This window comes from Mesorhizobium sp. B283B1A (genome assembly GCF_020165735.1).
Classification (GTDB): domain Bacteria; phylum Pseudomonadota; class Alphaproteobacteria; order Rhizobiales; family Rhizobiaceae; genus Mesorhizobium; species Mesorhizobium opportunistum.
Genome location: NZ_JAIUIQ010000008.1, coordinates 18,939 through 40,013, shown reverse-complemented (window position 1 = coordinate 40,013; position 21,075 = coordinate 18,939). Strand labels below are relative to the sequence as shown.

18 protein-coding genes are annotated in these 21,075 nt (G+C 64.5%); 4 read left to right on the top strand and 14 right to left on the bottom strand.

The window, feature by feature from the left end; translation table 11 throughout:
• Positions 1–42 precede the first annotated feature (42 nt).
• From LB577_RS08670 to LB577_RS08645, 6 genes are all read right to left on the bottom strand, one after another.
• Positions 43–924, bottom strand: coding sequence for an SMP-30/gluconolactonase/LRE family protein (locus tag LB577_RS08670; RefSeq protein ID WP_224686382.1), 882 nt, complete (start codon positions 922–924; stop codon positions 43–45).
• Positions 924–1,562 carry a 2-dehydro-3-deoxy-6-phosphogalactonate aldolase gene (locus tag LB577_RS08665; RefSeq protein WP_224686381.1) on the bottom strand — a complete coding sequence of 213 codons (639 nt, stop codon included), beginning with the start codon at positions 1,560–1,562 and terminating at the stop codon, positions 924–926. The genes LB577_RS08670 and LB577_RS08665 overlap by 1 nt, the downstream gene beginning before the upstream one ends.
• The gene (locus LB577_RS08660) at positions 1,559–2,545 is read right to left on the bottom strand and encodes a 2-dehydro-3-deoxygalactonokinase (protein WP_224686380.1); all 987 of its coding nucleotides are present in this window, start codon (positions 2,543–2,545) and stop codon (positions 1,559–1,561) included. The genes LB577_RS08665 and LB577_RS08660 overlap by 4 nt, the downstream gene beginning before the upstream one ends.
• Entirely contained in the window at positions 2,542–3,309 is a 768-nt protein-coding gene (locus tag LB577_RS08655; protein ID WP_224686379.1) for an SDR family NAD(P)-dependent oxidoreductase, read from the bottom strand. Before LB577_RS08655 ends, LB577_RS08660 begins: the two co-directional genes overlap by 4 nt.
• Positions 3,310–3,463: 154 nt before the next feature.
• Positions 3,464–4,813 (bottom strand): putative bifunctional diguanylate cyclase/phosphodiesterase, encoded by a 1,350-nt coding sequence (locus LB577_RS08650; protein ID WP_023765356.1) that lies wholly within the window; start codon positions 4,811–4,813, stop codon positions 3,464–3,466.
• Positions 4,814–4,979: 166 nt separating this feature from the next.
• Positions 4,980–6,797 carry a GtrA family protein gene (locus LB577_RS08645; RefSeq protein WP_224686378.1) on the bottom strand — a complete coding sequence of 606 codons (1,818 nt, stop codon included), beginning with the start codon at positions 6,795–6,797 and terminating at the stop codon, positions 4,980–4,982.
• Between the two features lie 170 nt (positions 6,798–6,967).
• Between LB577_RS08645 and LB577_RS08640 the strand changes: the two genes are divergently transcribed.
• Entirely contained in the window at positions 6,968–7,585 is a 618-nt protein-coding gene (locus tag LB577_RS08640) for a class I SAM-dependent methyltransferase (protein WP_224686377.1), read from the top strand.
• A gap of 11 nt (positions 7,586–7,596) precedes the next feature.
• Here LB577_RS08640 and LB577_RS08635 read toward each other — a convergent pair whose 3' ends face one another.
• Positions 7,597–8,004, bottom strand: a complete 408-nt coding sequence (locus LB577_RS08635) for a GtrA family protein (RefSeq protein ID WP_224686376.1) — start codon at positions 8,002–8,004, stop codon at positions 7,597–7,599.
• Entirely contained in the window at positions 8,001–9,245 is a 1,245-nt protein-coding gene (locus LB577_RS08630; RefSeq protein ID WP_224686375.1) for a glycosyltransferase family 2 protein, read from the bottom strand. The genes LB577_RS08635 and LB577_RS08630 overlap by 4 nt, the downstream gene beginning before the upstream one ends.
• Positions 9,246–9,468: 223 nt before the next feature.
• On the opposite strand from LB577_RS08630, the gene gshB reads away from it, so the two are divergent.
• From gshB to LB577_RS08615, 3 genes are all read left to right on the top strand, one after another.
• Entirely contained in the window at positions 9,469–10,422 is a 954-nt protein-coding gene (gshB, locus tag LB577_RS08625; RefSeq protein ID WP_224686374.1) for a glutathione synthase, read from the top strand.
• A 64-nt stretch (positions 10,423–10,486) separates the two neighbouring features.
• A complete protein-coding gene (locus tag LB577_RS08620; RefSeq protein ID WP_224686373.1) occupies positions 10,487–11,551 on the top strand; it encodes a glycosyltransferase in 1,065 nt (354 codons plus the stop codon).
• A 190-nt stretch (positions 11,552–11,741) separates the two neighbouring features.
• A complete protein-coding gene (locus tag LB577_RS08615) occupies positions 11,742–13,274 on the top strand; it encodes a YifB family Mg chelatase-like AAA ATPase (RefSeq protein WP_023765350.1) in 1,533 nt (510 codons plus the stop codon).
• A gap of 902 nt (positions 13,275–14,176) precedes the next feature.
• Here the strand turns inward: LB577_RS08615 and LB577_RS08610 are convergent.
• The 6 genes from LB577_RS08610 to LB577_RS08585 all read right to left on the bottom strand — a co-directional run bounded on the left by LB577_RS08610 (position 14,177) and on the right by LB577_RS08585 (position 20,911).
• Positions 14,177–16,342 carry a malate synthase G gene (locus LB577_RS08610; protein WP_224686372.1) on the bottom strand — a complete coding sequence of 722 codons (2,166 nt, stop codon included), beginning with the start codon at positions 16,340–16,342 and terminating at the stop codon, positions 14,177–14,179.
• A 301-nt stretch (positions 16,343–16,643) separates the two neighbouring features.
• Positions 16,644–18,686 (bottom strand): hydantoinase/oxoprolinase family protein, encoded by a 2,043-nt coding sequence (locus tag LB577_RS08605; RefSeq protein WP_224686371.1) that lies wholly within the window; start codon positions 18,684–18,686, stop codon positions 16,644–16,646.
• 183 nt (positions 18,687–18,869) lie between these two features.
• Entirely contained in the window at positions 18,870–19,241 is a 372-nt protein-coding gene (locus LB577_RS08600; protein WP_023765347.1) for an endonuclease domain-containing protein, read from the bottom strand.
• A 115-nt stretch (positions 19,242–19,356) separates the two neighbouring features.
• Positions 19,357–19,983, bottom strand: a complete 627-nt coding sequence (locus LB577_RS08595; protein ID WP_224686370.1) for a CDGSH iron-sulfur domain-containing protein — start codon at positions 19,981–19,983, stop codon at positions 19,357–19,359.
• 122 nt (positions 19,984–20,105) lie between these two features.
• Entirely contained in the window at positions 20,106–20,477 is a 372-nt protein-coding gene (locus LB577_RS08590; RefSeq protein ID WP_224686369.1) for a hypothetical protein, read from the bottom strand.
• Between the two features lie 194 nt (positions 20,478–20,671).
• Positions 20,672–20,911 carry a DUF1127 domain-containing protein gene (locus tag LB577_RS08585; protein ID WP_224686368.1) on the bottom strand — a complete coding sequence of 80 codons (240 nt, stop codon included), beginning with the start codon at positions 20,909–20,911 and terminating at the stop codon, positions 20,672–20,674.
• Between the last annotated feature and the right edge of the window lie 164 nt (positions 20,912–21,075).

The window sequence follows — 21,075 nt, the reverse complement described above, 5'->3', positions numbered from 1 at the left end:
TGGGTGACAGTGGAAATCGAACGCCCGATCGCCGGGCCTTGCTCAGGCGATCAGAACGCGCGGCTCGAAACGACCGTTGACGGGAATGTCGAGCAGGAAGGTCATGCCGCCCTGCAGGTCCAGCAGCCGCTGCTTCTCGCTCTTGCCCGACCAGGCGGAGGTGACCGCCAGCCGGTCGGCATTCTTGCCGACGAAGGCCGGACAGGAGGGCTGGGTCACCGGCATGGCGACGGTGCGGACAAGCTTGCCGTCGGGGCCATAGGCCTCGACGACGCTGCCGCCCCAGCAGGCGTTCCACAGGATGCCGTCGCGGTCGAGCACCGAACCGTCGATATAGCCCTTGGCCGAGCGGTGATCGACGAAGATCTTCGGCTCGCCGGCAGGCAGGCCGGTGGCCGGATCGCAGGCGACCCGCATCAGCAATCCGGTCGAGGTGTCCGTATAGTAGGCAAGCGCGCCATCTTGCGAAAAACAGATCGAATTGGTGACGGTGATGTCCGAGAACAGGCGGCGCAGCTCGCCCTTGAAAAACCAATAGATGGAGCCAGCACCCTTTTCCTCGCCCTTGCCCATTGTTCCCATCCACAAGGCGCCGCAGGGATGGACGCGCGAATCGTTCGAGCGGGTGACCGGATTGTCGGCCTCGACAGGCGTGTGCAGCGTCAGCTTGCCGGTCGCGACGTCCCGAACATGAAGGCCGGTCTCGGTGGCGATCAGCTGGCGCTTGTCGTCGATGATGGCGATGGCGCTGGCCATCTGGCCGAGCTGGTGGACGATGGTCGCGCCGCCGGACAGACGCTTTTCCAGAAGCTGGCCGTTGACGATGTCGAACCAGAACAGCGTGTCGGTGGCGGGATCGTAGCTCGGGCCTTCGCCGAGCTGGCAGACGTGATCGGAAAGAACCGAAACGATCGCTTCGCTCATCATGCGTCTCCGAACACTGCGTCCCAGGCCGCGACCGCGGCGTGCGCACGCGTGGCCACCTCGTCGACGCTCATGCCCGGCTTGAACAGGCTGGAGCCGAGGCCGAAGACCGTCACGCCGACAGCCTTGTAGCCGGCAAAGTCCTTCTCCGAAACGCCACCGACGGCGCCGACCAGCGTCTGCGCCGGCAGCACCGCCCGGATCGCGGAAATGCCTGAGGCCCCCAGCACGCTCGCCGGGAAGAATTTCAACGCCGAAGCCCCCAGCCGGATCGCCTGGAAGGCCTCGGTGGGCGTGAACACGCCGGGCATGGTGACCATGCCGTAATGCATAGCGCGCGCCATCACCTCGGCATCGATGTTGGGGCTGACCAGCAGCCGCCCGCCGGCCTTGTGCAGCCCGTCGACATCGGCCGGCGTCAGCACCGTGCCGGCGCCGACCAGGGCCGTTTTCGGCAGCACCTGGACAATCCTGGCGATCGACGAGAATGGCTGCGGCGAATTGAGCGGCACCTCGATCGCCTCGATGCCGGCGTCGAACAAGGCCTGGCCCATGGCGATGGCTTCAGCCGGTTTCAGGCCGCGCAGGATGGCGACCAGCCCGCGCTTGAGTTTTGGAAAGGCTGCGGTCTCGGTCATGCCAAGGCTCCGGTTCTGGCGATCATGCCGTTTTCGCGTGCGGCTTCGATGAGGCCGGCGCGCACGGCTTCGTCGGCGTCGACGGCGCGCACCTCAAGCCCGGCAAGGCCAAGTGCTGCCTGGTAGAGCACGGCAAGCGCGCCCGAGGCAATCAGCACGACGGATGCTGCCCCGGCGCCATGACGGCTGGATGCTGTCCCGGCGCCATGACGGCGCGTGGCCGAAGCGATCTCGCCGCCGATCAGCAGGCCGGACAGGCAGGCCGCGGCATCATCCGCCTTCAAATCCTGCAGCAGGCCGGCGGCGCGAATGGAAAACAGCCGCGAGGTGACGTCACCGCCTTCGATCAATGCGGTTTCGCACCAGCGGCGGAAGAACGCGTTGTCCGCTGTGACCGGCTTGGGATGTTCGCCCAGCGAATGGCGCAGGATCGAGTGCGCGGCAAGCACCGAGAACAGCTCACCGGTGGGCCAGGTGCCGAAGCCGGCAACCGCGCCATCCTCGACCACGACCCATTTCGAGTGCGTGCCCGGCATGCAGGCGAGATGGCGCCCATTTGCCGGCAGACCGGCGCCGGCCAGTTGCGTCTCCTCGCCGCGCATGACGTCGGGTGCGTCGGCGAGGCGCTGGGCGAGGCCCGGCACGATGCGGATGTCGCGGCGCTCGCCTTCGATGCGAGCGGCGCCGCGCAGGATAGCGCCGATCGGCGCGGGCACGCTCACATAGGGCGCTTCGATCCAGCCCTGGCGAGAGCCAGCCATGCCGCAGATGATGACGGGCAGCGCGTCAGGCGCGCCCATGGCGGCCAAGTGGCCTTCCAGCACGTTCGAAAAACCGTTTTCGCGCGCCGTGATCAGGCCGTCGTCGCCGCGGTGTTCGGCAAGCACCTTGCCGCTGCCGTCGACCAGCCAGACCCGCATGCGGGTCGTGCCCCAATCGACGGCGGCTACCGCCGGCGCGTTGCCGGCAAACCCTGGACTCACAGGAAACCTCCATCGACGATCAGCATTTGCGCGGTCAGCATGCGCGAGGCATCCGAAGCCAGGAACAGCACGGTGCCAACCATGTCGTCCGGCCGCATAACCTCCTTGATGCACTGTTTGGCGACATGGGCGGCAAGCGCCTCTTCGGTCACCCAGCGCTGCTGCTGCCGCTCGGTGATGATCCAGCCGGGCGCGACGGCGTTGACGCGGATGCGGTCGGGCCCAAGCTTGCCGGCCAGGCCCTTGGTGAGACCGAGGATGCCCGCCTTGGCGGCGGTGTAGGCCGGCATGTCGGGATGGTTGATCAGATAGGATGTCGAGGTGAAGTTGATGATCGAGCCGCCGCCGGCCCGCTTCATGCCCGGCGCCACGGCCTGCGCGGTGAAGAAATGCGGCCTGAGATTGATTGCCTGGTTGTTGTCCCAGAACTCGACCGTCACGTCTTCGACGGCGTGGCGTTCGTCCCAGGCGGCATTGTTGATGAGCACGGTGACATCGCCATGCGCGTCGGCGGCCTTCGCAGCCGAGGCCCGCAGCGCCTCGACATCGCGCAGGTCGGTCCTGAGATAGAGCGGCCGCCGTCCGAAATCCCTCTCGATGCGATCGGCAAGCGCGATGCTGGGCTCATCGGCGATGTCGATGAAGGCGACGTTGGCGCCCTGGCGCACGAAACCCTCGGTCAGTGCCGCGCCGATCCCGGAACCGCCGCCGGTGATCAGCACCGAGGCGCCCTTGAGGTCGGCAAAATCCGCCGATGGCATCATGTCTTTTCTCTCCGCGCTCAATCGGCGCGCATCCTAGCCAGAGACGTCGCGTGGGCAAGGGCGAAAAGGCGGATTCAAGGGCTTATGTCAGACAAAAAGGCGACGGGACCGCGAAGCGGCATCATCGCATGGTGGGGAATGCCGCTTGCGCCGGTCAGATCGCCTTGGCGCGCAAGGCGCCGCGAAAGGAATCGCGGAGATAGCCGAGCGTGGCATCGGCATCGACCGGCTTGCCGAACAGATAGCCCTGCCCGCCGGCACAGCCGAACTGGACCAGGCGGTCGGCCTGCGCCTCCTCTTCGATGCCTTCGGCGACCACATCCATGCCAAGCCCCTCGCACATGGCGAGAATGGCGCGGATGATGTGCTCGGACGGCCGGTCGTCGAGAATGGAGGAGACGAAGGCGCGGTCGATCTTGAGCTTGTCGAAATGGAATTCGCGCAGACGCCCGAGCGAGGACTGGCCGGTGCCGAAATCGTCGAGCGAGACGCGGATGCCGACGCGGCGCAGGTCCTCGACGATCTGCGCGGCCGAGGCCGGGTCGTTCATCAGGCCGGTCTCGGTGATCTCGATCTCCAGGCGGCGCGGATCGAAGCCGGTGCGGTCGAGGATCGCCAGTATGTGCAGGCCGGTGTTCTGGTCGACGAGCTGCGAAGGCGACAGGTTGAACGACAGGAACAGGTCCTTCGGCCAGCTGCGGGCCGCCTCGGTCGCCTTGCGCAGCACCAGCTGCGACAGCGGGCCGATGATGCCGCGCTCCTCGGCGATGGGAATGAAGACGGTCGGCGGCACCGCGCCGAGGTCGCGGTCGGTCCAGCGCGCCAGTGTCTCGAAGCCGATGGTGCGGCGCGTGGTGAGGTCGACGATGGGCTGGAAATGCGGCTCCACCTCGCCGGCCGAGACGGCACGGCGCAGCGCCTGCTCGATGCGGGTGACGCGCTTGGCCGCCTCTTCCATCTCGCGGGTGTAGACGACGACCCGGCCACGGCCGGACCGCTTGGCGTGGTACAGCGCCGTTTCGGCCTTGTTGATCAGAATCTCGGTGGTCTCGTCGCCCGAATAGAACAGCGAGCAGCCGACCGAGGCCGACAGCCTGGCGGTGCGTTCGCCGACATCGTAGGGCGCCGACAGGATCTCGATCAGCATGCGGGATTTTTCGGCCGCTGCTTCCTCCGAGAACACCAGCGGATAGAGGAAGGCGAATTCGTCGGCGCCGATGCGGCAGACCGTCGAGTGGTCGTCCATCGAGGCGCGCAGCCGCATCGCGACCTGGATCAGGATGTCGTCACCGGCCTTGTGGCCGAACAAATCGTTGATCGGCTTGAAGCCGTCAAGGTCGAGGATGCCTACAGTGAAGGGTGCGGGATCGTCGGCACGGTCGCTGATCAGGCGATCGACCTTGTCGAAGAAGCGGCGATGGTTGCCAAGCCCGGTCAACGGATCTGTGAATGCCAGATCCGTGCTCTCCCTGTTTGCCTGACCGGTGCCAAACGGAGTTTGCATCGGTGTCCCTGTTTTCTTGACGTCGGAATTTATGTTCGAGACTGGCAGGAAACTCTTTAGGAAACGTATCCCGAAAATCGATTTTTCGCGGCTAGAATGCATTGCCTCCGCGAAGGTGTCCGTGGCGCTTGAAAAGGCCTTGCCTTCACGCCGATTTTCAACCGGCTCAATCGGTGGGACGGACGCGATAGAGCTCCAGCGGGGCGCCACGGGTCTCCGCCACCGGCTCCAGCCAATCCGGCACGCTGCCGCGCATCAGCCCGGCGAGAAAGCCGTCCGGCGCGGTGGACGCGAACAGCCGGCTCTCCGGATTGCCGCGGCAGAGCGCGACAAGGCCGACATGGTGGTTGTCGACGACGGCTTTCGCGTCGCTGGCCGAGCCCAGCAAGGCATCGAACACGAGCAGGTTTCCGGCGACGTTGCGATGGTAGGGTCCGGCGAACACACGATGACCGGTGAAGGCGAGGATCGGCGAGCCGAGATTGGAGATGGCAAGCACGGTCGTGGCAGGCATTCGGCCGAGCGCTGCGAACGAGGCCTTGCCGTGGCAGGCCGCATCGGCGCTGGCGTCCTTGGCGGCGGCATTGGTTTCGAAGGCGCTCGATGCCGCCTCGGCGGCACCCGACCAGACCGCGTTGACCGAGATCAGCCAGGCCGTAGCCATCCTGAGCATGGAGCCACGGGACGGGTTGGTCTCGGCCCGCTGCCGCCATTTGGCGATCCAGGCGGAAAGCGGGATCACCGCGAAGGCGATGGAGAAGGTCGAACCGCGCACTTCCCAGGCGCTGACCAGGAACGCCACCGCCAGCAGCGCTGCGACGAGGCTATCCTGCCGCCGCCAACCGCCATGGCTGAAGCGAAGCGCCATCAGGACGATCGCCACCAGCGGCGTGGCAAAACGCGCCACCACCATGGCCGGATTATCGAATACTAGTCTAAAGATCGACTGCGCCTCTTCGATATGGCCGAGCCACATCTGCTTGAGGCGCGGGTCGAGACTGGCATAGGGCGCAGCCAGGCATTGCGGGAACAGGACGACCAGGACTGCCGCCAGCGCGAGCGCAAGCAGGCCGAGCGCGATCAGGCGCCGACCGAGCGTGGAGTTGGCCATGTCGAGCGACGCCACGGCGGCGAGGCCGCATCCGGCGAGAGCGGCCACCACGAACTGCACGGTCGAAAAGGCATCGCATTGCGGCTGGCCCCAAACCGATGGGGCGATGGTTGTGAGGAAGACCAGCGCCGAAACGCCGGCAAAGCCGAGGCCGAAATCCCTGGCGATCCGCCGCTCGCCGCTGGGATCGGCGACAAACAGCAGAGAGACGCAGACGCCGATGGTGGCGACATAGGGCGCCGTTTCCATGCCGACCGCCAGCGTCAGCGCCGCGCATAAGCCGGCAAGCAGGGCGGCCCATCGCCGCACGGGCGCCTCGAGCAGCAGGCTCAAGCTGGCCATGGTCAGCGTCAGCTGGACGTTGTGATGATCGAGCGCGCCGGGCGAAAAGATGCCGATGAAATGCAGCGCCGCGGCACCGATGACGACAGCCGGCAGCACGGCGCCCGCGCCGGCAAAACTGCGCACCGCGCGGATGGTAAAGAGCAGAGCCAGACAGAAGAGCAGCGCCGGCCAGAGCACCTCCGCGATGGTCTCGGCCACGGCCATGCTGCCGGTCAGCGCCGAGGCCACGAAGATGATGGCGGCGAGCGGGGCGTCGACCAGCCGCGACCAGTGCATGACGAAGCCGCCTTCAACGCCCATCCGGTACTGATGCAGGTCGAACCAGCCCTGGCCAGCCAGCATATCGCGAACCTCGACCAGACGCAGCAGACTGTCATTGTCGCCGCCGGCATCGGTCAAGCTCGGGAAACCGCCGAGAGCGTTGACGGCAACCATCGCCAGCGTGGCGACGACCGCAACCGCGAGGTCGTTGCGCCGTGACGCAGGCCGCGTGGCCTTGACGGAAATCATGGTGTCGGCGGGAGTCACGGGACGGCCTCTGGCGCTCTCTTTTGCGAAGGAACCTATCGCGAACTCACTGCGCAAACCTTAAACCGGTGTTGCACCGGCAACTCCCTGCCGCGAAACGCTTTGTTTGCTATTGGCAAATATGGTCCCGGATCAGGGAATGAACGGGCAATTCGATCTGGACCTTGGGCATGAGCGTTGTGACGATCGAAAAAAAGATCCTGAATGCCGCCCACGGCCGGGCGGTGTTTCAACGCCGCATCCGGGTCCTCTCCGACCATATCGGCGCCGTGCTGGGCGATGGCGGCACGGTTCTCGACCTCGGTTGCGGCGATGGCTCGCTGGCCAAGGCGGTGATGGACCGGAAACCGGGGCTGACGTTTCGCGGGATCGATGTTTTTGTCCGGCCGCGCACGGCCATTCCCGTAGAGATTTTCGACGGCGTTACGATTCCGGCAGCATCGAAATCGTTCGACTGGGTGACCATAGTCGACGTTCTCCACCACACGGACAATCCCGGCCATCTTGTCGACGAAGCCGCAAGGGTCGCCCGGAAGGGCGTTGTCATCAAGGATCACCTGCGGGACGGGCTCTTCGCCTACGGCTCGCTCCGGTTCATGGACTGGGTGGGAAACAAGGGCCACGATGTGAGGCTGCCCTACAATTACCTGTCCAGGCAGGAATGGGAGGCGATTTTCGACGGGATCGGACTCAAAGCCCAAAGCTGGCGAGAAAACCTGTCGCTGTATCCCTTCCCGGCAAACCTGCTGTTCGACAGGGGTTTGCACTTCGTCGCGTCGCTTCGCTAGAGCGAACACTCTCACGCGGCTCTTTTTTCGTCGCGAAAAACCCAAACCGATGAAAGCACATAGCTCGCCGCGCCCGCAGCGACCGTGATACCGGCCGACATCACCAGCGGCGACGCGGAAAATACCGACACCGCGACATGGGCCAATAGGCCCGCAAACACTGCGCAGGCCAACTGGCTGACGAGGTAACGTGGCAATGCACGGCGATGGTCGTGCTGTCCCTCGAACGTCCAGCCACGCTGTGCCGAATAGGCCACGACAAAGGCCAGCATATAGGCGATCACGCTGCCGACGAACGGCGGCAAGCCGGCCGACACCAAGCCCCACGACAGTACGAAGAACAGCAGCGCCGCGCCAATGCCGACGACGGCGAACCGGATAAGCCGTACCGCGGCGAATTTTCGCACGAGCTGGTTCATTTTTCAGCAGTCGCGACGGATTCGCCTGATCCGGTGGGCTGGCCGGCTTTCAGCCGCTTGACCGGGATCTCCAGGACACCGAGCAGGAATGCCGAAAAAAAGGCCTGGAACGAAATGACGATCAGGCTCAAGCCCAGCACGACGATGCGCGGGATTTCGGAATCGTTCAGCGGGCCGAAGCCAAGATGTGCCCAACGCAGCACGGCATAGCCGACGAACAGCACGCCACCGGCGAAACAGATGCCGGCATTGGCGGCAAGACGATCGGTGCTGATGGTCCTGGTCAGCCAATCTGAGCCTCGGCTGCGCGGCAGGATGCCGGTGATCTCGGCATAGTATCGCGATATGGCGCCAAAGGTGATGAGCTGGATGCCGGTGATGATCATGAAGCAGGCGGCGACGAAGGTGTTGAGGTCGAGCGAAAGATTGTCGATCACCCGCAGCGGTCCGAACACCAGCAAAGCCGCAAATAACAGGCCAAGGCTGGCGAGCACCGTGCCCGGTATGAAGAACATCCAGCGCGGATTGTAGACCAGCAGGAATTTGAGATGCCGCCAGCCGTCACGCCAGGTCCTGAGGTGCGGCGGCCGGCTGCGGCCGTCAGGCTTGAGCGTGGTCGGCACTTCCTCGATGCGCAGGCCGGCAAGCGCGCTGCGCACCACCATTTCGCTGGCGAATTCCATGCCCGTCGTCTGCAGGTCGAGCTTGCGGATGCTGTCGGCGTTGAAACCGCGCAGGCCGCAGTGGAAGTCGCCGGTCCTGATGCGGAAAAACAGGCGGCCGACGAAGCTCAGCACCGGATTGCCGAGATAACGATGCAGCGGCGGCATGGCGCCGGTTTCGATGCCGCCCTGGAAGCGATTGCCCATCACTAGGTCGGCGCCGTCGCGCAAGCGCGCCATGAAGGCATCAAGCGCACCGAAATCGTAGCTGTCGTCGGCATCGCCCATGATGATGAAGCGGCCCCTGGCGGCGCCGATGCCGCCCAGAAGAGCGGCGCCATAGCCCTTTTGCGCCACCGGGACGACGCGGGCGCCGCCTTGGGCAGCGATCTCCTGCGAGCCATCGGTGCTGCCATTGTCGGCGATAAGCACCTCACCCAGGATTCCGGCCTTGTCGAGGAAAGCCCTGGCCTTGCCGATGCAGACGGCCAATGTCTCGGCCTCGTTGAGGCACGGCATCAGGATGGTGAGTTCAAGCTGTTTGGTCGAGGCGGCGCGGATGGCGGTGAGCGCGTTCATGGTCGTTGTTCCATCGGGGATCCCCGTCCGGCGCCTGCCGTTGGGATATTCGAGGCCTATTCTTGTATGGGAAGGCTTAAGAAAACGATGACGCAGGCACTTGCCTTGTCGGGATCGGGTGTGCGGGTTTGCGTCTTGCTGTTGTCGATCTTCCGGATGTGGCGATTGGCAGAAGGCGCCGGGACCCTTATATCGCTCTCGTCGACTGTGCTGGGGACTTGCCATGAAGCTGAAAATCGCCGTCCAGATGGACCACATCTCCACCGTGTCGATCACCGGCGACACCTCGTTCGCGCTGTCGCTGGAAGCGCAGCGGCGCGGCCACCAGCTTTTCCACTACACGCCCGACCGGCTGTCGATGCGCGATGGCAAGGTGTTTGCCCGCATCGAGGCGATGCAGGTGCGTGACGAGAAGGGCAGCCATTATTCGCTGGGCGAAAAGGTGCGCACCGACCTCTCGGAGATGGATGTGATCCTGCTGCGCCAGGATCCGCCCTTCGACATGAACTACATCACCACGACACATATCCTCGAGCGCATCCATCCCGGGACGTTGGTCGTCAACGACCCGGCCTGGGTACGCAACAGTCCGGAAAAGATCTTCGTCACCGAGTTTCCCGACCTGATGCCGGAGACGCTGATCACCAAGGATCCGCTCGAAGTCGCCGCTTTCCGCAAGGAGTTCGGCGACATCATCATCAAGCCGCTCTACGGCAATGGCGGCGCCGGCATCTTCCATCTGCTCGAGGGCGACCGCAACCTCGCCTCGCTGCTCGAAATGTTCGGCCAGATGTTCCGTGAGCCCTACATCGTGCAGCGCTATCTCAAGGACGTGCGCAAGGGCGACAAGCGCATCATCCTGATCGACGGCGAGCCGGTCGGCGCCATCAACCGGGTGCCGGCGGAACACGATTCCCGCTCCAACATGCATGTGGGCGGCCGCGCCGAGAAGACCGAACTGACCGAACGCGAGCGCGAGATCTGCGCCCGCATCGGACCGTCGCTCAGGGAGCGTGGCTTCATCCTGGTCGGCATCGACGTCATCGGCGACTACATGACCGAGATCAACGTGACCTCGCCGACCGGCGTGCGCGAAGTGCAGCGCTTCGGCGGCGCCGACATCGCCAGCCTGTTCTGGGATGCGGTCGAGGGGAAGCGGCTGAAGTCGGCCGCGTAATCGCCGCATGTTGACTCTACGGCGCGGGTACCGCCCTCCTACCGGATTCGAGATTGTCGGAGCTATGCTGCGCCATCGCCGCAACCTCCGGAAAGGGCGTCCTTCCGCGAAGGCGCAACCTGCTCTTCAGGCAAGCTTGCTGTCGGACGATCCGTTCATATCCTATTCGGGAATGTCCGGTACGCCCCTCGGATTGGCAAGTCATATGCCTCACCTTCCACGCAGCCATCGCGCCTGGTTTCTCATCTCGCCAACCTGGTCCATCGAAAACAATTCCAGCGTCAAAACGATCCGGACCTATGCCGTTCTGCATAGGCTTAGGAACCCCCGTCACTCGCTGATCTTCCTGTGCAACACACAAGCCGAGGTGGATCTGTTGAACCAGTCCGGTGAGGCCGCTTTCCTGCACAACAAGACCTCGACCACCTCCGAATACATATTCAGGCCGCTCGACGACATCGCTGTGGAATTTGATGCAATCTACAACGCGCAACTGGCTTCGTGGAAACGCCACGACCTGTCGGTTGGCATCCAGAGTTGCGCATTTGTCTTTTATCGCGATTCAATCGAGTCATCGACGGCGGAGTCGGAAAGAGCACGAATAAATCGGCACAGGGAGCTCGCGCCGGGCCACGTGTTTGTCAATCAGTTCGACAGCACCGGCAAGCCTGTCCGATTGGCGCCGGCTCAAGTGAACATGCATCTAAACCGTGCAGCCGTGGGAATTTGTCTCTCCGAAGTGGAGGGGCCAATGTTCGCCAGCACGGAATATCTTCTCGCGGGGCTTCCTGTGGTCACGACGCCGAACCATGGTGGCCGAGACCTTTATCTGGATGACGACTATTGCCTTACGGTTCCACCCGATCCTCGATCCATCGCGGAGGCTGTCTTGGCCCTGAAGGAGCGGCGAATCCCCCGGACCTATATTCGTTCGCAAACTTTGAAACGAGTTGAACGGGACCGCGGGCGGTTCATAGACCTTGTAAATGAGATTTTTCTGGAAAGCGGCTCTTTGCGCCGGATCGCCATGCCTTGGCCTTTCCGATATCCTGTCATGGAGTGGCTTCCACCCCAGATCGCAATCGATCGATCCCTTTCAGGTACGGTCGATGCTTTCATCACCGCTTAGACGGCAAGCGGAAGCGGCCGTTTTCATTTTGTCTTAACCATGTTCCGCTTTTGCAACCGGCCACGATCCGCCTGCAACCGCAGCGTTTGCCTGTTCTCGTAATGTTCTTGATTTGACCGAAGAATTGTGATTGTCTCCGCGAGGGGTCATTCTTGGTCAATCGTAGGGGTTGCGGCCCGGGGGCTTAAAAATGGTGGCGCGGGTTCGCACGGTCGCTTTCCAGGGCATCGAGGCCGTGCCGGTCGACGTGCAGGTGATGATCGCGCCTGGCAAGGTCAACATGCACATCGTCGGCCTGCCCGACAAGGCTGTGGCCGAAAGCCGCGAGCGGGTGCAGGCGGCGCTGCATGCGTCCGGGCTGTCGATGCCGTCGAAGAAGGTGACCATCAACCTGGCACCCGCCGACCTGCCGAAAGAGGGCAGCCACTACGATCTGCCGATCGCGCTCGGCCTGATGGCCGCCCTTGGCGCCATTCCCGGAGACATGCTGGCCGGCTATGTCGTGCTCGGCGAGCTCTCGCTCGATGGCACGATTACCGCCGTGGCCGGTGCCTTGCCGGCGGCGATCGGCGCCAACGCCGAGGGCAAGGGGCTGATCTGCCCGTTCGCCTGCGGACCGGAAGCCGCCTGGGCGGGGCGGGAATTCGACATTCTGGCACCGCGCAGCCTGATTGCCATCGCCAACCATTTCCGCGGCACTCAGGTGCTGTCGCGGCCGGAGGCCGGCATCCACGCTTCGGCGCTGGACCTGCCCGACCTCGCCGACATCAAGGGCCAGGAGACCGCCAAGCGGGCGCTGGAGGTGGCGGCCGCCGGTGGACACAATCTCTTGATGATCGGGCCGCCGGGATCGGGCAAATCTATGCTGGCGCAGCGGCTGCCGTCGATCCTGCCGCCGCTGGCGCCGAAGGAACTGCTCGAGGTCTCGATGATCGCCTCGGTGGCGGGCGAACTCGGCGAAGGCAAGCTGACCGACCGGCGGCCGTTCCGCGCGCCACATCATTCGGCGTCGATGGCGGCGATGGTCGGCGGCGGCATGCGCGCACGGCCGGGCGAAGTATCGCTCGCCCATCACGGCGTGCTGTTCCTCGACGAGTTTCCGGAATTCACACCACAGACACTCGATGCGCTGCGCCAACCGCTGGAGACCGGCGACTGCATGATCGCGCGCGCCAACCACCGCGTCACCTATCCGGCGCGCATCCAACTGGTGGCGGCGATGAACCCGTGCCGGTGCGGCATGGCCGGCGAGCCGGGCTATCGCTGCCTGCGCGGCGAACGCTGCCGCACCGACTACCAGGCGCGCATTTCGGGTCCGCTGCTCGACCGCATCGATCTCAGGATCGAAGTGCCGGCGGTCTCGGCGAGCGACCTGATCCGGCCCGACCGGGCGGAGAAAAGCGCGGCGGTCGCACTGCGCGTTGCCCGCGCCCGCACCATCCAGCGCGAACGCTTCGAACGGCTCGGCGCCACCCGCGCCACCACCAACGCGCATTGCGCGCCGGCGATGATCGAGGAGATCGCCATGCCGGATGCCGCCGGTCTGTCATTGCTCAAGGACGCCAGCGAAAAGCTCGCCTTTTCGGCGCGCGCCTACCACCGGGTGCTGAAAGTGGCGCGCACGCTCGCCGACCTCGACGCCAGCGAAACCGTCGGCCGCATCCATCTGGCCGAAGCGATTTCCTATCGCATGAGTTCGGAGCGGATGGCGCAGGCGGCTTGAAGGGTGTGGCCAGAAGCGAGATGACGGACCGTCTTGTCTTACGGGGCGGATGCAGCGGCCTTGGTGGTAGTGTCTCGGTTGCAAGTGCGGCCCTTACAAAAAGCGGAGTGATGAAATTTGAAGTACGAGTGGGCGAACAATCCTCATCGGTTTGTTCCAGTAACTTTCTGCGCCGCGGTCGCTCTGCTCAGTGGCGCAGCCATTATCACTGCAATGCTGAGCATTTTTTTGCGGGACGATTCTTATGGATCGATTGATGAACAGAATCTCCCATGGAGTGAACGATGGGGGAAGCGAGATGCACGTCGGTATGCTGACTTTTGGTCGCCCCGTTTCCTGACCGCGCGCCGAGTGATCGCGTATAGCGCCCTTGTCTTTATCTGCAGTTTCGGTGGGCTCGCACTTGTTACCGTCTTCTTCGCTCATCCATCTTGATCAAATTTCAAACTGAGACACTACCGCCTTGGCGCATTCCTTTACTGAAGGCTAGATCAAGCGTAACTTTTGGGCGAACCCGGACAGCCAGTATAGCACAGGTAGACCAACCCAAGCCGCAACCGGTAGAACCACCGTGTCTCTAGCCGCGGGTGGATTTATCTCGGCTGCCGTGGCCGTTCTCCTTGCATGGCTTCTAGGGGGGTTCGACCATGATGGGTGGTGGATCAGCCCAACGGCCGTGGGAGTCGGCGTTTTCTTTGGAATGGCTACCTACAAGCGCCTGAGTACAGGGCGTAGTAGCGCTCCCTCCCCTTGACGGAGGTGACCGCGTGGGTGGGGTCGGCAGTACGACCCCTCGGAGTTCTTCTGGACGAGCCGAGCATCGGCGAAGGGTGGGAGTTGGCGCACCTCACGCCGGACCCTTCCGCCTTTCCGGCCGCCCTCTCCTCAAGGGGGAGGGGCGCTCAGGCCTCCGCCTTCAGCTCCAGCCGCCGCGCGTGCAGCACCGGCTCGGTGTAGCCGTTGGGCTGGCTTGTGCCCTTGAACACCAGGTCGCAGGCGGCCTGGAAGGCGATGGAACTGTCGAAATCCGGCGCCATCGGCCGGTAGAGCGGGTCGCCGACATTCTGGCGGTCGACGATGGCCGCCATGCGTTGCAGCGAATCCCGCACCTGGATTTGCGAGCACACTTTGTGGCGCAGCCAGTTGGCGATGTGCTGTGAGGAGATGCGCAGCGTGGCGCGGTCTTCCATCAGCCCGACATCGTTGATGTCGGGCACTTTGGAGCAGCCGACGCCCTGGTCGATCCAGCGCACGACGTAGCCCAGAATCCCCTGCGCGTTGTTGTCGAGTTCGCGCTGGATCTCGTCGGGCGTCCAGTTCGGCCGCACGGCGACCGGCACCGAGAGGATGTCGTCGAGTTTCGCCTTCGGGCGGCTCTTCAGCGCCGCCTGCACCGCGTGGACATCGACCTTGTGGTAATGCGTGGCATGCAGCGTTGCCGCCGTCGGCGACGGCACCCAGGCGGTGTTGGCGCCGGCCTTGGGATGGGCGATCTTCTGTTCCAGCATCGCCGCCATCAAATCGGGCATCGCCCACATGCCCTTGCCGATCTGGGCATGGCCGGCCAGCCCGCATTCGAGCCCGGTGTCGACATTCCAGGCCTCGTAGGCGGAAATCCAGGCGGCCTGCTTCATGTCGCCCTTGCGGATCATCGGGCCGGCTTCCATCGAGGTGTGGATCTCGTCGCCGGTGCGGTCGAGGAAGCCGGTGTTGATGAACACCACGCGCTCGCGTGCGGCGCGGATCGCCTCCTTGAGGTTGACGGTGGTGCGCCGCTCCTCGTCCATGATGCCCATCTTGATGGTGTTCCCGGGCATGCCGAGCAGGGCTTCGACGCGGTCGAAAATCTCGACGGCGAAGGCGACTTCCTCCGGCCCGTGCATCTTGGGCTTCACCACATACATCGAGCCCGCGCGCGAATTCATCCGCCGCCCCTTCGGCCCGACATCGTGCAGCGCGATCAGCGCCGTCATCACCGCGTCCATGATGCCTTCCGGCACTTCGTTGCCGTCGCGGTCCAGGATCGCCGGGTTGGTCATCAGGTGACCTACGTTGCGCACCAGCATCAGCGAACGGCCGGGCACGGTGAGCTGGCCGCCGGCGGGTGCGGTGTAGACACGGTCCGGATTGAGCTTGCGGACAAAGCTCTTGCCGCCCTTGGTGATCTCTTCGGCCAGATCGCCCTTCATCAGGCCGAGCCAGTTGCGGTAGACCACGGCCTTGTCCTGGGCATCGACCGCGGCGACCGAATCCTCGCAGTCCTGGATGGTGGTCAGCGCCGATTCCAGGATGACATCGGCAATGCCAGCCGGATCGGTGCGGCCGATCTGGTTGGCGCGGTCGATCACGATTTCGACATGCAGGCCGTTTTTCACCAGCAGCACGGCTTGCGGGTTGGCGGCGTCGCCGCGATAGCCGACGAATTGCTTGGGATCGGCGAGCGTGGTGACGCCGGCGCCCTCACCCAGTTTCAACGCGCCGTGCGCCACCGAAAGGCCGTTGACGCCGGCCCATTTTCCCGTGGTCAGCGGCACCGACTGGTCGAGAAAGTCCTTGGCCCAGGCGATGACCTTGGCGCCGCGCGCCGGGTTGAAGCCCTTGCCCTTCCCGGCGCCGTCGGTCTCGGGAATGGCATCGGTGCCGTAGAGCGCATCGTAGAGCGAGCCCCAGCGCGCATTGGCGGCGTTGAGCGCATAGCGCGCATTCATCACCGGCACCACCAGCTGCGGTCCGGCGACGACAGCAATCTCTGCGTCGACATTGTCCGTCGACACGCTGAAGGCCGGTCCTTCGGGCACGAGATAGCCGATCTCCTTGAGGAAGCCCTTGTAGGCCTCCATGTCGATCGGGGCACCGTTGTCGCGATACCAGCCGTCGAGCTTCTCCTGCATGGCGTCGCGTTTTGCCAGCAGCGCCCGGTTCTTCGGCGCGAGGTCGTGGACGATGGCAGAAAAACCGTTCCAGAACGCCGCCGCTTCGATGCCGGTGCCGGGCAGCGCCTCGGCAGCCACAAAATCATGCAGCTCGCGGGCAATCCGCAATCCGGCGATTTCGACGCGATCGGTCATCAGGCTACTCCAGATGAAAGGCTTTGCGGGGCGTTTGACATGTTGGGATTGCAGGGTCAATTCAGCTTAGGTTGAAGGCGAGCGTATTTAGCCGCCGGCGACGCTGCCAATCTCCCCCCTCGTGGGGGAGATGCCCGGCAGGGCAGAGGGGGGCGCGAAGGATCGCCTCTGTCCCTTCTGCCGTCGGAACATCACTACGATTGGATGTCGAAGCAAGGCAGAACGGATAGGTCAGCGGGACAGCGCCCCCCTCTGGCCTGCCGGCCATCTCCCCCACGAGGGGGGAGATCGCTCTTATTCTTCACACCGCGATCCTTGGCCGTCCCGAGGCCACCGCGACCACATGCGCCTCGATGAACATGCGCTGGGCTTCGACTGTGGAAACCCGGAACTCGGTCGCCACGTCGATCTCGGCGCTGTCGGTGCCGGCATCCCTGGCGCGCTGGGCGACGATGGCGCGGACATCGGCCTCGGCGGCCGCGAGCGCCGCCGCCTCGTCGAGGAAATCGCGCACGGTTTCGCCCGAGGCAAGGCGGAACAGCCCCTCCTTGGGCTGGCTGACCCGCGCCTCGGCCGAGACCCTGACCTGGCCGACGACGGCGCCGAGCGCGTTGGCGACATCGGTATCATCGGGCACAACGCACTCATTGCCGACCAGGGGCGCCAGGCCGGCATAATGCAGCGGCGCCGAAGCGCCGAGGCCGATGACGGGTCGGTCGAGTGCGACGCTGAGGCGGGCGATGCCGGGATGCGCGTCGACGGCGCGTTGCACCAGCGCGTGCGCGACCGTGGCCGCGCCGTCGAGCCCGTCCTCGGCAAAGGCGGTTTCGAGAATGTATTCGGCCGACCAGCGCGTCAGCGTCACCAGCACCCGCTCCGAGATCACCTCGGGCGACGCGGCGATTGGTTGGCCACGGCCGTCGCGCTTGCGGGCAAACAGCTCGGCGCCGAGGCGGGCGGTGGCGGCATCCCAGTTTGACTGCTTGCCCTGCACATGCGCCGCGTCCGAGGGGGTGAAGCCGCAAATGTGCACCAGCCCGCGCGAGACCAGCCGGTTCAAGGTGGCATTCTGGGCATTCGACGTCAGCAGCCTGTCAAGAGCAAGCGGGGTCGCGCCGATCGCCTCGTAGAGCCGCGCCTCCGGAGCGGTCAGTCCGGCGGCGAGCCAGTCCGGCACGCCGGTGCGCACCGCGAAGCGGCCATCCATGCGGCCGGTATTGGGTGCCCGCAGCTGGCGCTCGAGTTCCGATCTCACGGCGTCACCATGCGCCATGCCAGCCAGTGCCAGCGGCACCAGGCGGCGCGGCCCAAGCAGGACCCTCGGGTTGAGCGCGCCATCCTCCAGCGCCACTTCGGAATCGCCGCCAAGGCCGAAGGTGCGCATGGCGACGGCCTCGACCATGGTGCGGAAGCCGCCGACGGTGGCGCCTTCCGGATCGAGGCGTGGACGACCTCCATCGAGCACGGCAACGTCGGTCGTGGTGCCGCCGATGTCGGAGACCACGGCGTTGTCGAGCCCGGTCATGTGGCGGGCGCCGACCAGGCTGGCGGCAGGGCCGGAGAGGATCGTCTCGATCGGCCGCTGGCGGGCGAACGCCGCCGAGACCAGCGCGCCGTCGCCGCGCACCACCATCAAGGGGGCGGCGATGTTGCGCTCCGCGAGAAAGCCCTCGGTTGCCGCCACCAGCCGGTCGATCATGGAGATAAGCCTGGCATTGAGCAAGGTGGTCAGCGCCCGGCGCGGGCCGCCGAGCTTGGCCGACAGTTCGTGGCTCGATGTGACCGGCAGGCCGGTTTTTTCCCGGATCAGCTCGCGGGCGGCGACCTCATGAGCCGGATTGCGCGTGGCGAAATAGGCGCAGACGGCAAAGCCGGACACCGAGGCTCCGAGTTCCGGCAAGGCGGCCTCAAGCCCGGACAGATCGAGCTTGGCGGCATTGCCGTGGACATCGTGGCCGCCCGGACAAAACACCACCGGATCGGTGCCGAGTGCTGCCTTCAGCCCGTCGCGGGCGAGATCTGCCTCGGAAAAGCCGATCATGACCAGCGCGACACGGCCGCCCTGGCCCTCGACCAGCGCGTTGGTGGCGAGCGTCGTCGACATCGAGACCAGTTTGATCGCAGCCGGATCGGTCCCGGCCTTGTCCAGCACCGCATCGACAGCGCCGGAAATGCCGACGGCAAGGTCGTGCCTCGTGGTCAGCGCCTTGGCCTTGGCCAGCACCTTGCCCTTGTTCGGCTCCTGCTGTGGGCCTTCGGTCTCGGACCACAGCACGGCATCGGTATAAGTGCCGCCGGTATCGATCCCGAGGAACAGCGGTCTTGGCTTGGTCTTGACGGTCATTGGCGGTCCGATGGCGAATTTTCTGCCTCAGCCCTTAGCCGATACGGGCCGACCGATAAAGCCGCGAGCGCTGGGCCAAGGGAGGAGTTCGATCTCCCCCCTCGTGGGGGAGATGTCCGGCAGGACAGAGGGGGGCGCTGTCCCGCCGGCCTACCACGATTACAGTTCCTCCCGCCGATCCATTCAAGACGTTCCATCGAGCCCAGCCGCAATCACAATATGCTGGCAGACATTGTCGATGTCGCGGATGATGTCGTCGTTCCAGAAGCGCAAGACAGTCCAGCCGTCTTGCTCCAAGCGCAATGTCCTTGTTTCGTCGATGGCGACCGCGCCGGCTTCCGCATGCTGCGAGCCGTCGACTTCGACGACGAGTTTCTTGTCCGGACAAGCGAAGTCGACAATGTAACCAGCGACCGGAAATTGTCGGCGGAAGCCAAGCCCCATCAGACGGTGCGCGCGAAGCTCGTTCCAGAGCTTTAATTCGGCTGATGTCATGACCTTGCGCATCGATCTGGCGTTTGCGCGGTGCCTTGGCGGCAATGGCGTATGAGGCATTGCGATGCTCGGTGGCTGTTGAAGTTAGTGCCCTACGGCGCCCCCCTCTGTCCTGCCGGACATCTCCCCCACGAGGGGGGAGATTGGCAGCGTTGGCGTTGGCGGTAGCGCCAACCTACCCCACAAACCCAACCCTCTTATGCGACCCATCACAAAACGGCTTGTTGGCGGAATGGCCGCAGCGGCAGAGGAAGGTGCGTTGCGTGCGGTCGACGGTATGACCGGTGCCGGTGACGATCTCGATATTGCCCTCGAGCTTGAGCGGGCCGTTCGTCGTCGGGGTCACCGTCAGCGGGCCATTCCTCGCGTCGAGCGCCGGCGTGTCCTTCAGCGCCGGTTCGCCGGTGGCGGTGAACCCGGCCTTGGTGTGGCTGCCGTCGCAGAACGGCTTGTTTTGCGAAGCGCCGCAACGGCAGAGCGTGGCGCGGTGGAAGGTCTCGCCGGCGAGCACGATCTCGGCGTGAACGGCGAGCGGGCCGTTTTCGCGCAGCCGCACGGTGTTGACCACCGGCGGTTGTTCCTGCGGCCCGCCATCCTTCCTGGTGTAGGTGATGGCGCCGGACGGACAGCTTTCGGCGATGGCGACGATCTTCTCGACGCTTGCCGCCTCGGGATGGATCCATTGGCCGGGCGCGTTGGGCACGAAGACATGCGGATCGCCGAGCACGCAGTTGCGTGAGTGGATGCAGCGCTTGCCGGAGAACCCGACGTCGATCTTCTCGCCCTCGACCGTGCCCGCCATTGCCGTGCTCCTGTTGCCTGGAGCACGCCGCATCTCAAAAGGGAGCTGTACGGCGCGCTCTGGGTGATCGTCTCGACGCAGGCTAGGGCGTCGGCGGGAAAAACGTCAAGCTGGCAAGCCGGTCAGGGGACCAGATTGATTTCCTCGGTCTCGCCGCCGCTGCAGGTGTAGCAGCAATCCTCGCATTTTTCCTTGTTGCCGGGGCCAACGCCCCAGTAGGTCTCCTCGTCGCCATCGACCCAGGCGCCGTAGCAGATCGATTCGCCCTCGTTGCAGGAGATCGGCAGCTGCTTGGTCTCGCCATCGTCGAGATAAAAGTCCTTGCCACCGCCGGGCCAGATATAATCGCGGTCCTGGCTGTAGAGCTCGACGCGCATGGCGTTGGGATGGCTGTTCTTGATGGCAAAGGTGACGTCGCCGGCATGGGCGGCTGGTGCGACAAGGACGGCAAGCAAAAACGCGGCGGCGAACCGGCGCGCGAAAGTGAAAGACATGAAAACCCCCGATGAAGAATCGGCCCCACGGCCGACCCCGGGATCATGGCATGATGCGGGCGATCGCTAAAGGGACGATGGCGACAATTGCTTCAATAATCCGACCCCGCCCTCCAATAATCTGCTTCAATAATCCGACCCCGCCCTTCAATAATCCGACCCCGGACCTCAAGGTTCCCTCATGCTTTCGGCTGTCATCGTTGCCAGAAGGGCAGCTTGGCGATCTCCGCCTCGGCCTGCCGTTTCGTCAGGCCGATGTCGTCGATCAAATGCGGATTGGCCAGCGACATCTGCTTGAGCTCCCAGCGAAAGCGGGCTCGGTTCCGCCAGGCCGCGATCGCGCCGCGCAAGGCCGCCAGGCTGTAATGCCGACGCGACGTCCGCCCAGCAGGCCGCGCTGCCTGATGCCGGACCGATGCAAGGGTATTGTTCATGACAACCTCCATGGGTTCCAAGGGTTGGGGTTCCAAGGGTTGGGAGACCCTCGACCTGAATGAATGAGGTTGAATTCTGCCGGATACGGACGACGCCGTAATTAAAGCCTCCCAAATAGTTCTCAAAAGTTCCAAACCGGCTCTAACTATTTGTTTTCAATGCA

Excerpts from the sequence above, each read along its gene's own strand:
- LB577_RS08650 (WP_023765356.1), bottom strand. The coding sequence starts at position 4,813 with ATGCAAACTCCGTTTGGCACCGGTCAGGCAAACAGGGAGAGCACGGAT.
- LB577_RS08595 (WP_224686370.1), bottom strand. The coding sequence starts at position 19,983 with ATGGCGGGCACGGTCGAGGGCGAGAAGATCGACGTCGGGTTCTCCGGC.
- LB577_RS08670 (WP_224686382.1), bottom strand. The coding sequence starts at position 924 with ATGAGCGAAGCGATCGTTTCGGTTCTTTCCGATCACGTCTGCCAGCTC.
- LB577_RS08655 (WP_224686379.1), bottom strand. The coding sequence starts at position 3,309 with ATGATGCCATCGGCGGATTTTGCCGACCTCAAGGGCGCCTCGGTGCTG.
- LB577_RS08605 (WP_224686371.1), bottom strand. The coding sequence starts at position 18,686 with ATGACCGTCAAGACCAAGCCAAGACCGCTGTTCCTCGGGATCGATACC.
- LB577_RS08615 (WP_023765350.1), top strand. The coding sequence starts at position 11,742 with ATGGTGGCGCGGGTTCGCACGGTCGCTTTCCAGGGCATCGAGGCCGTG.
- gshB (WP_224686374.1), top strand. The coding sequence starts at position 9,469 with ATGAAGCTGAAAATCGCCGTCCAGATGGACCACATCTCCACCGTGTCG.
- LB577_RS08600 (WP_023765347.1), bottom strand. The coding sequence starts at position 19,241 with ATGCCTCATACGCCATTGCCGCCAAGGCACCGCGCAAACGCCAGATCG.
- LB577_RS08620 (WP_224686373.1), top strand. The coding sequence starts at position 10,487 with ATGCTGCGCCATCGCCGCAACCTCCGGAAAGGGCGTCCTTCCGCGAAG.
- LB577_RS08635 (WP_224686376.1), bottom strand. The coding sequence starts at position 8,004 with ATGAACCAGCTCGTGCGAAAATTCGCCGCGGTACGGCTTATCCGGTTC.
- LB577_RS08630 (WP_224686375.1), bottom strand. The coding sequence starts at position 9,245 with ATGAACGCGCTCACCGCCATCCGCGCCGCCTCGACCAAACAGCTTGAA.
- LB577_RS08665 (WP_224686381.1), bottom strand. The coding sequence starts at position 1,562 with ATGACCGAGACCGCAGCCTTTCCAAAACTCAAGCGCGGGCTGGTCGCC.
- LB577_RS08640 (WP_224686377.1), top strand. The coding sequence starts at position 6,968 with ATGAGCGTTGTGACGATCGAAAAAAAGATCCTGAATGCCGCCCACGGC.
- LB577_RS08585 (WP_224686368.1), bottom strand. The coding sequence starts at position 20,911 with ATGAACAATACCCTTGCATCGGTCCGGCATCAGGCAGCGCGGCCTGCT.
- LB577_RS08610 (WP_224686372.1), bottom strand. The coding sequence starts at position 16,342 with ATGACCGATCGCGTCGAAATCGCCGGATTGCGGATTGCCCGCGAGCTG.
- LB577_RS08590 (WP_224686369.1), bottom strand. The coding sequence starts at position 20,477 with ATGTCTTTCACTTTCGCGCGCCGGTTCGCCGCCGCGTTTTTGCTTGCC.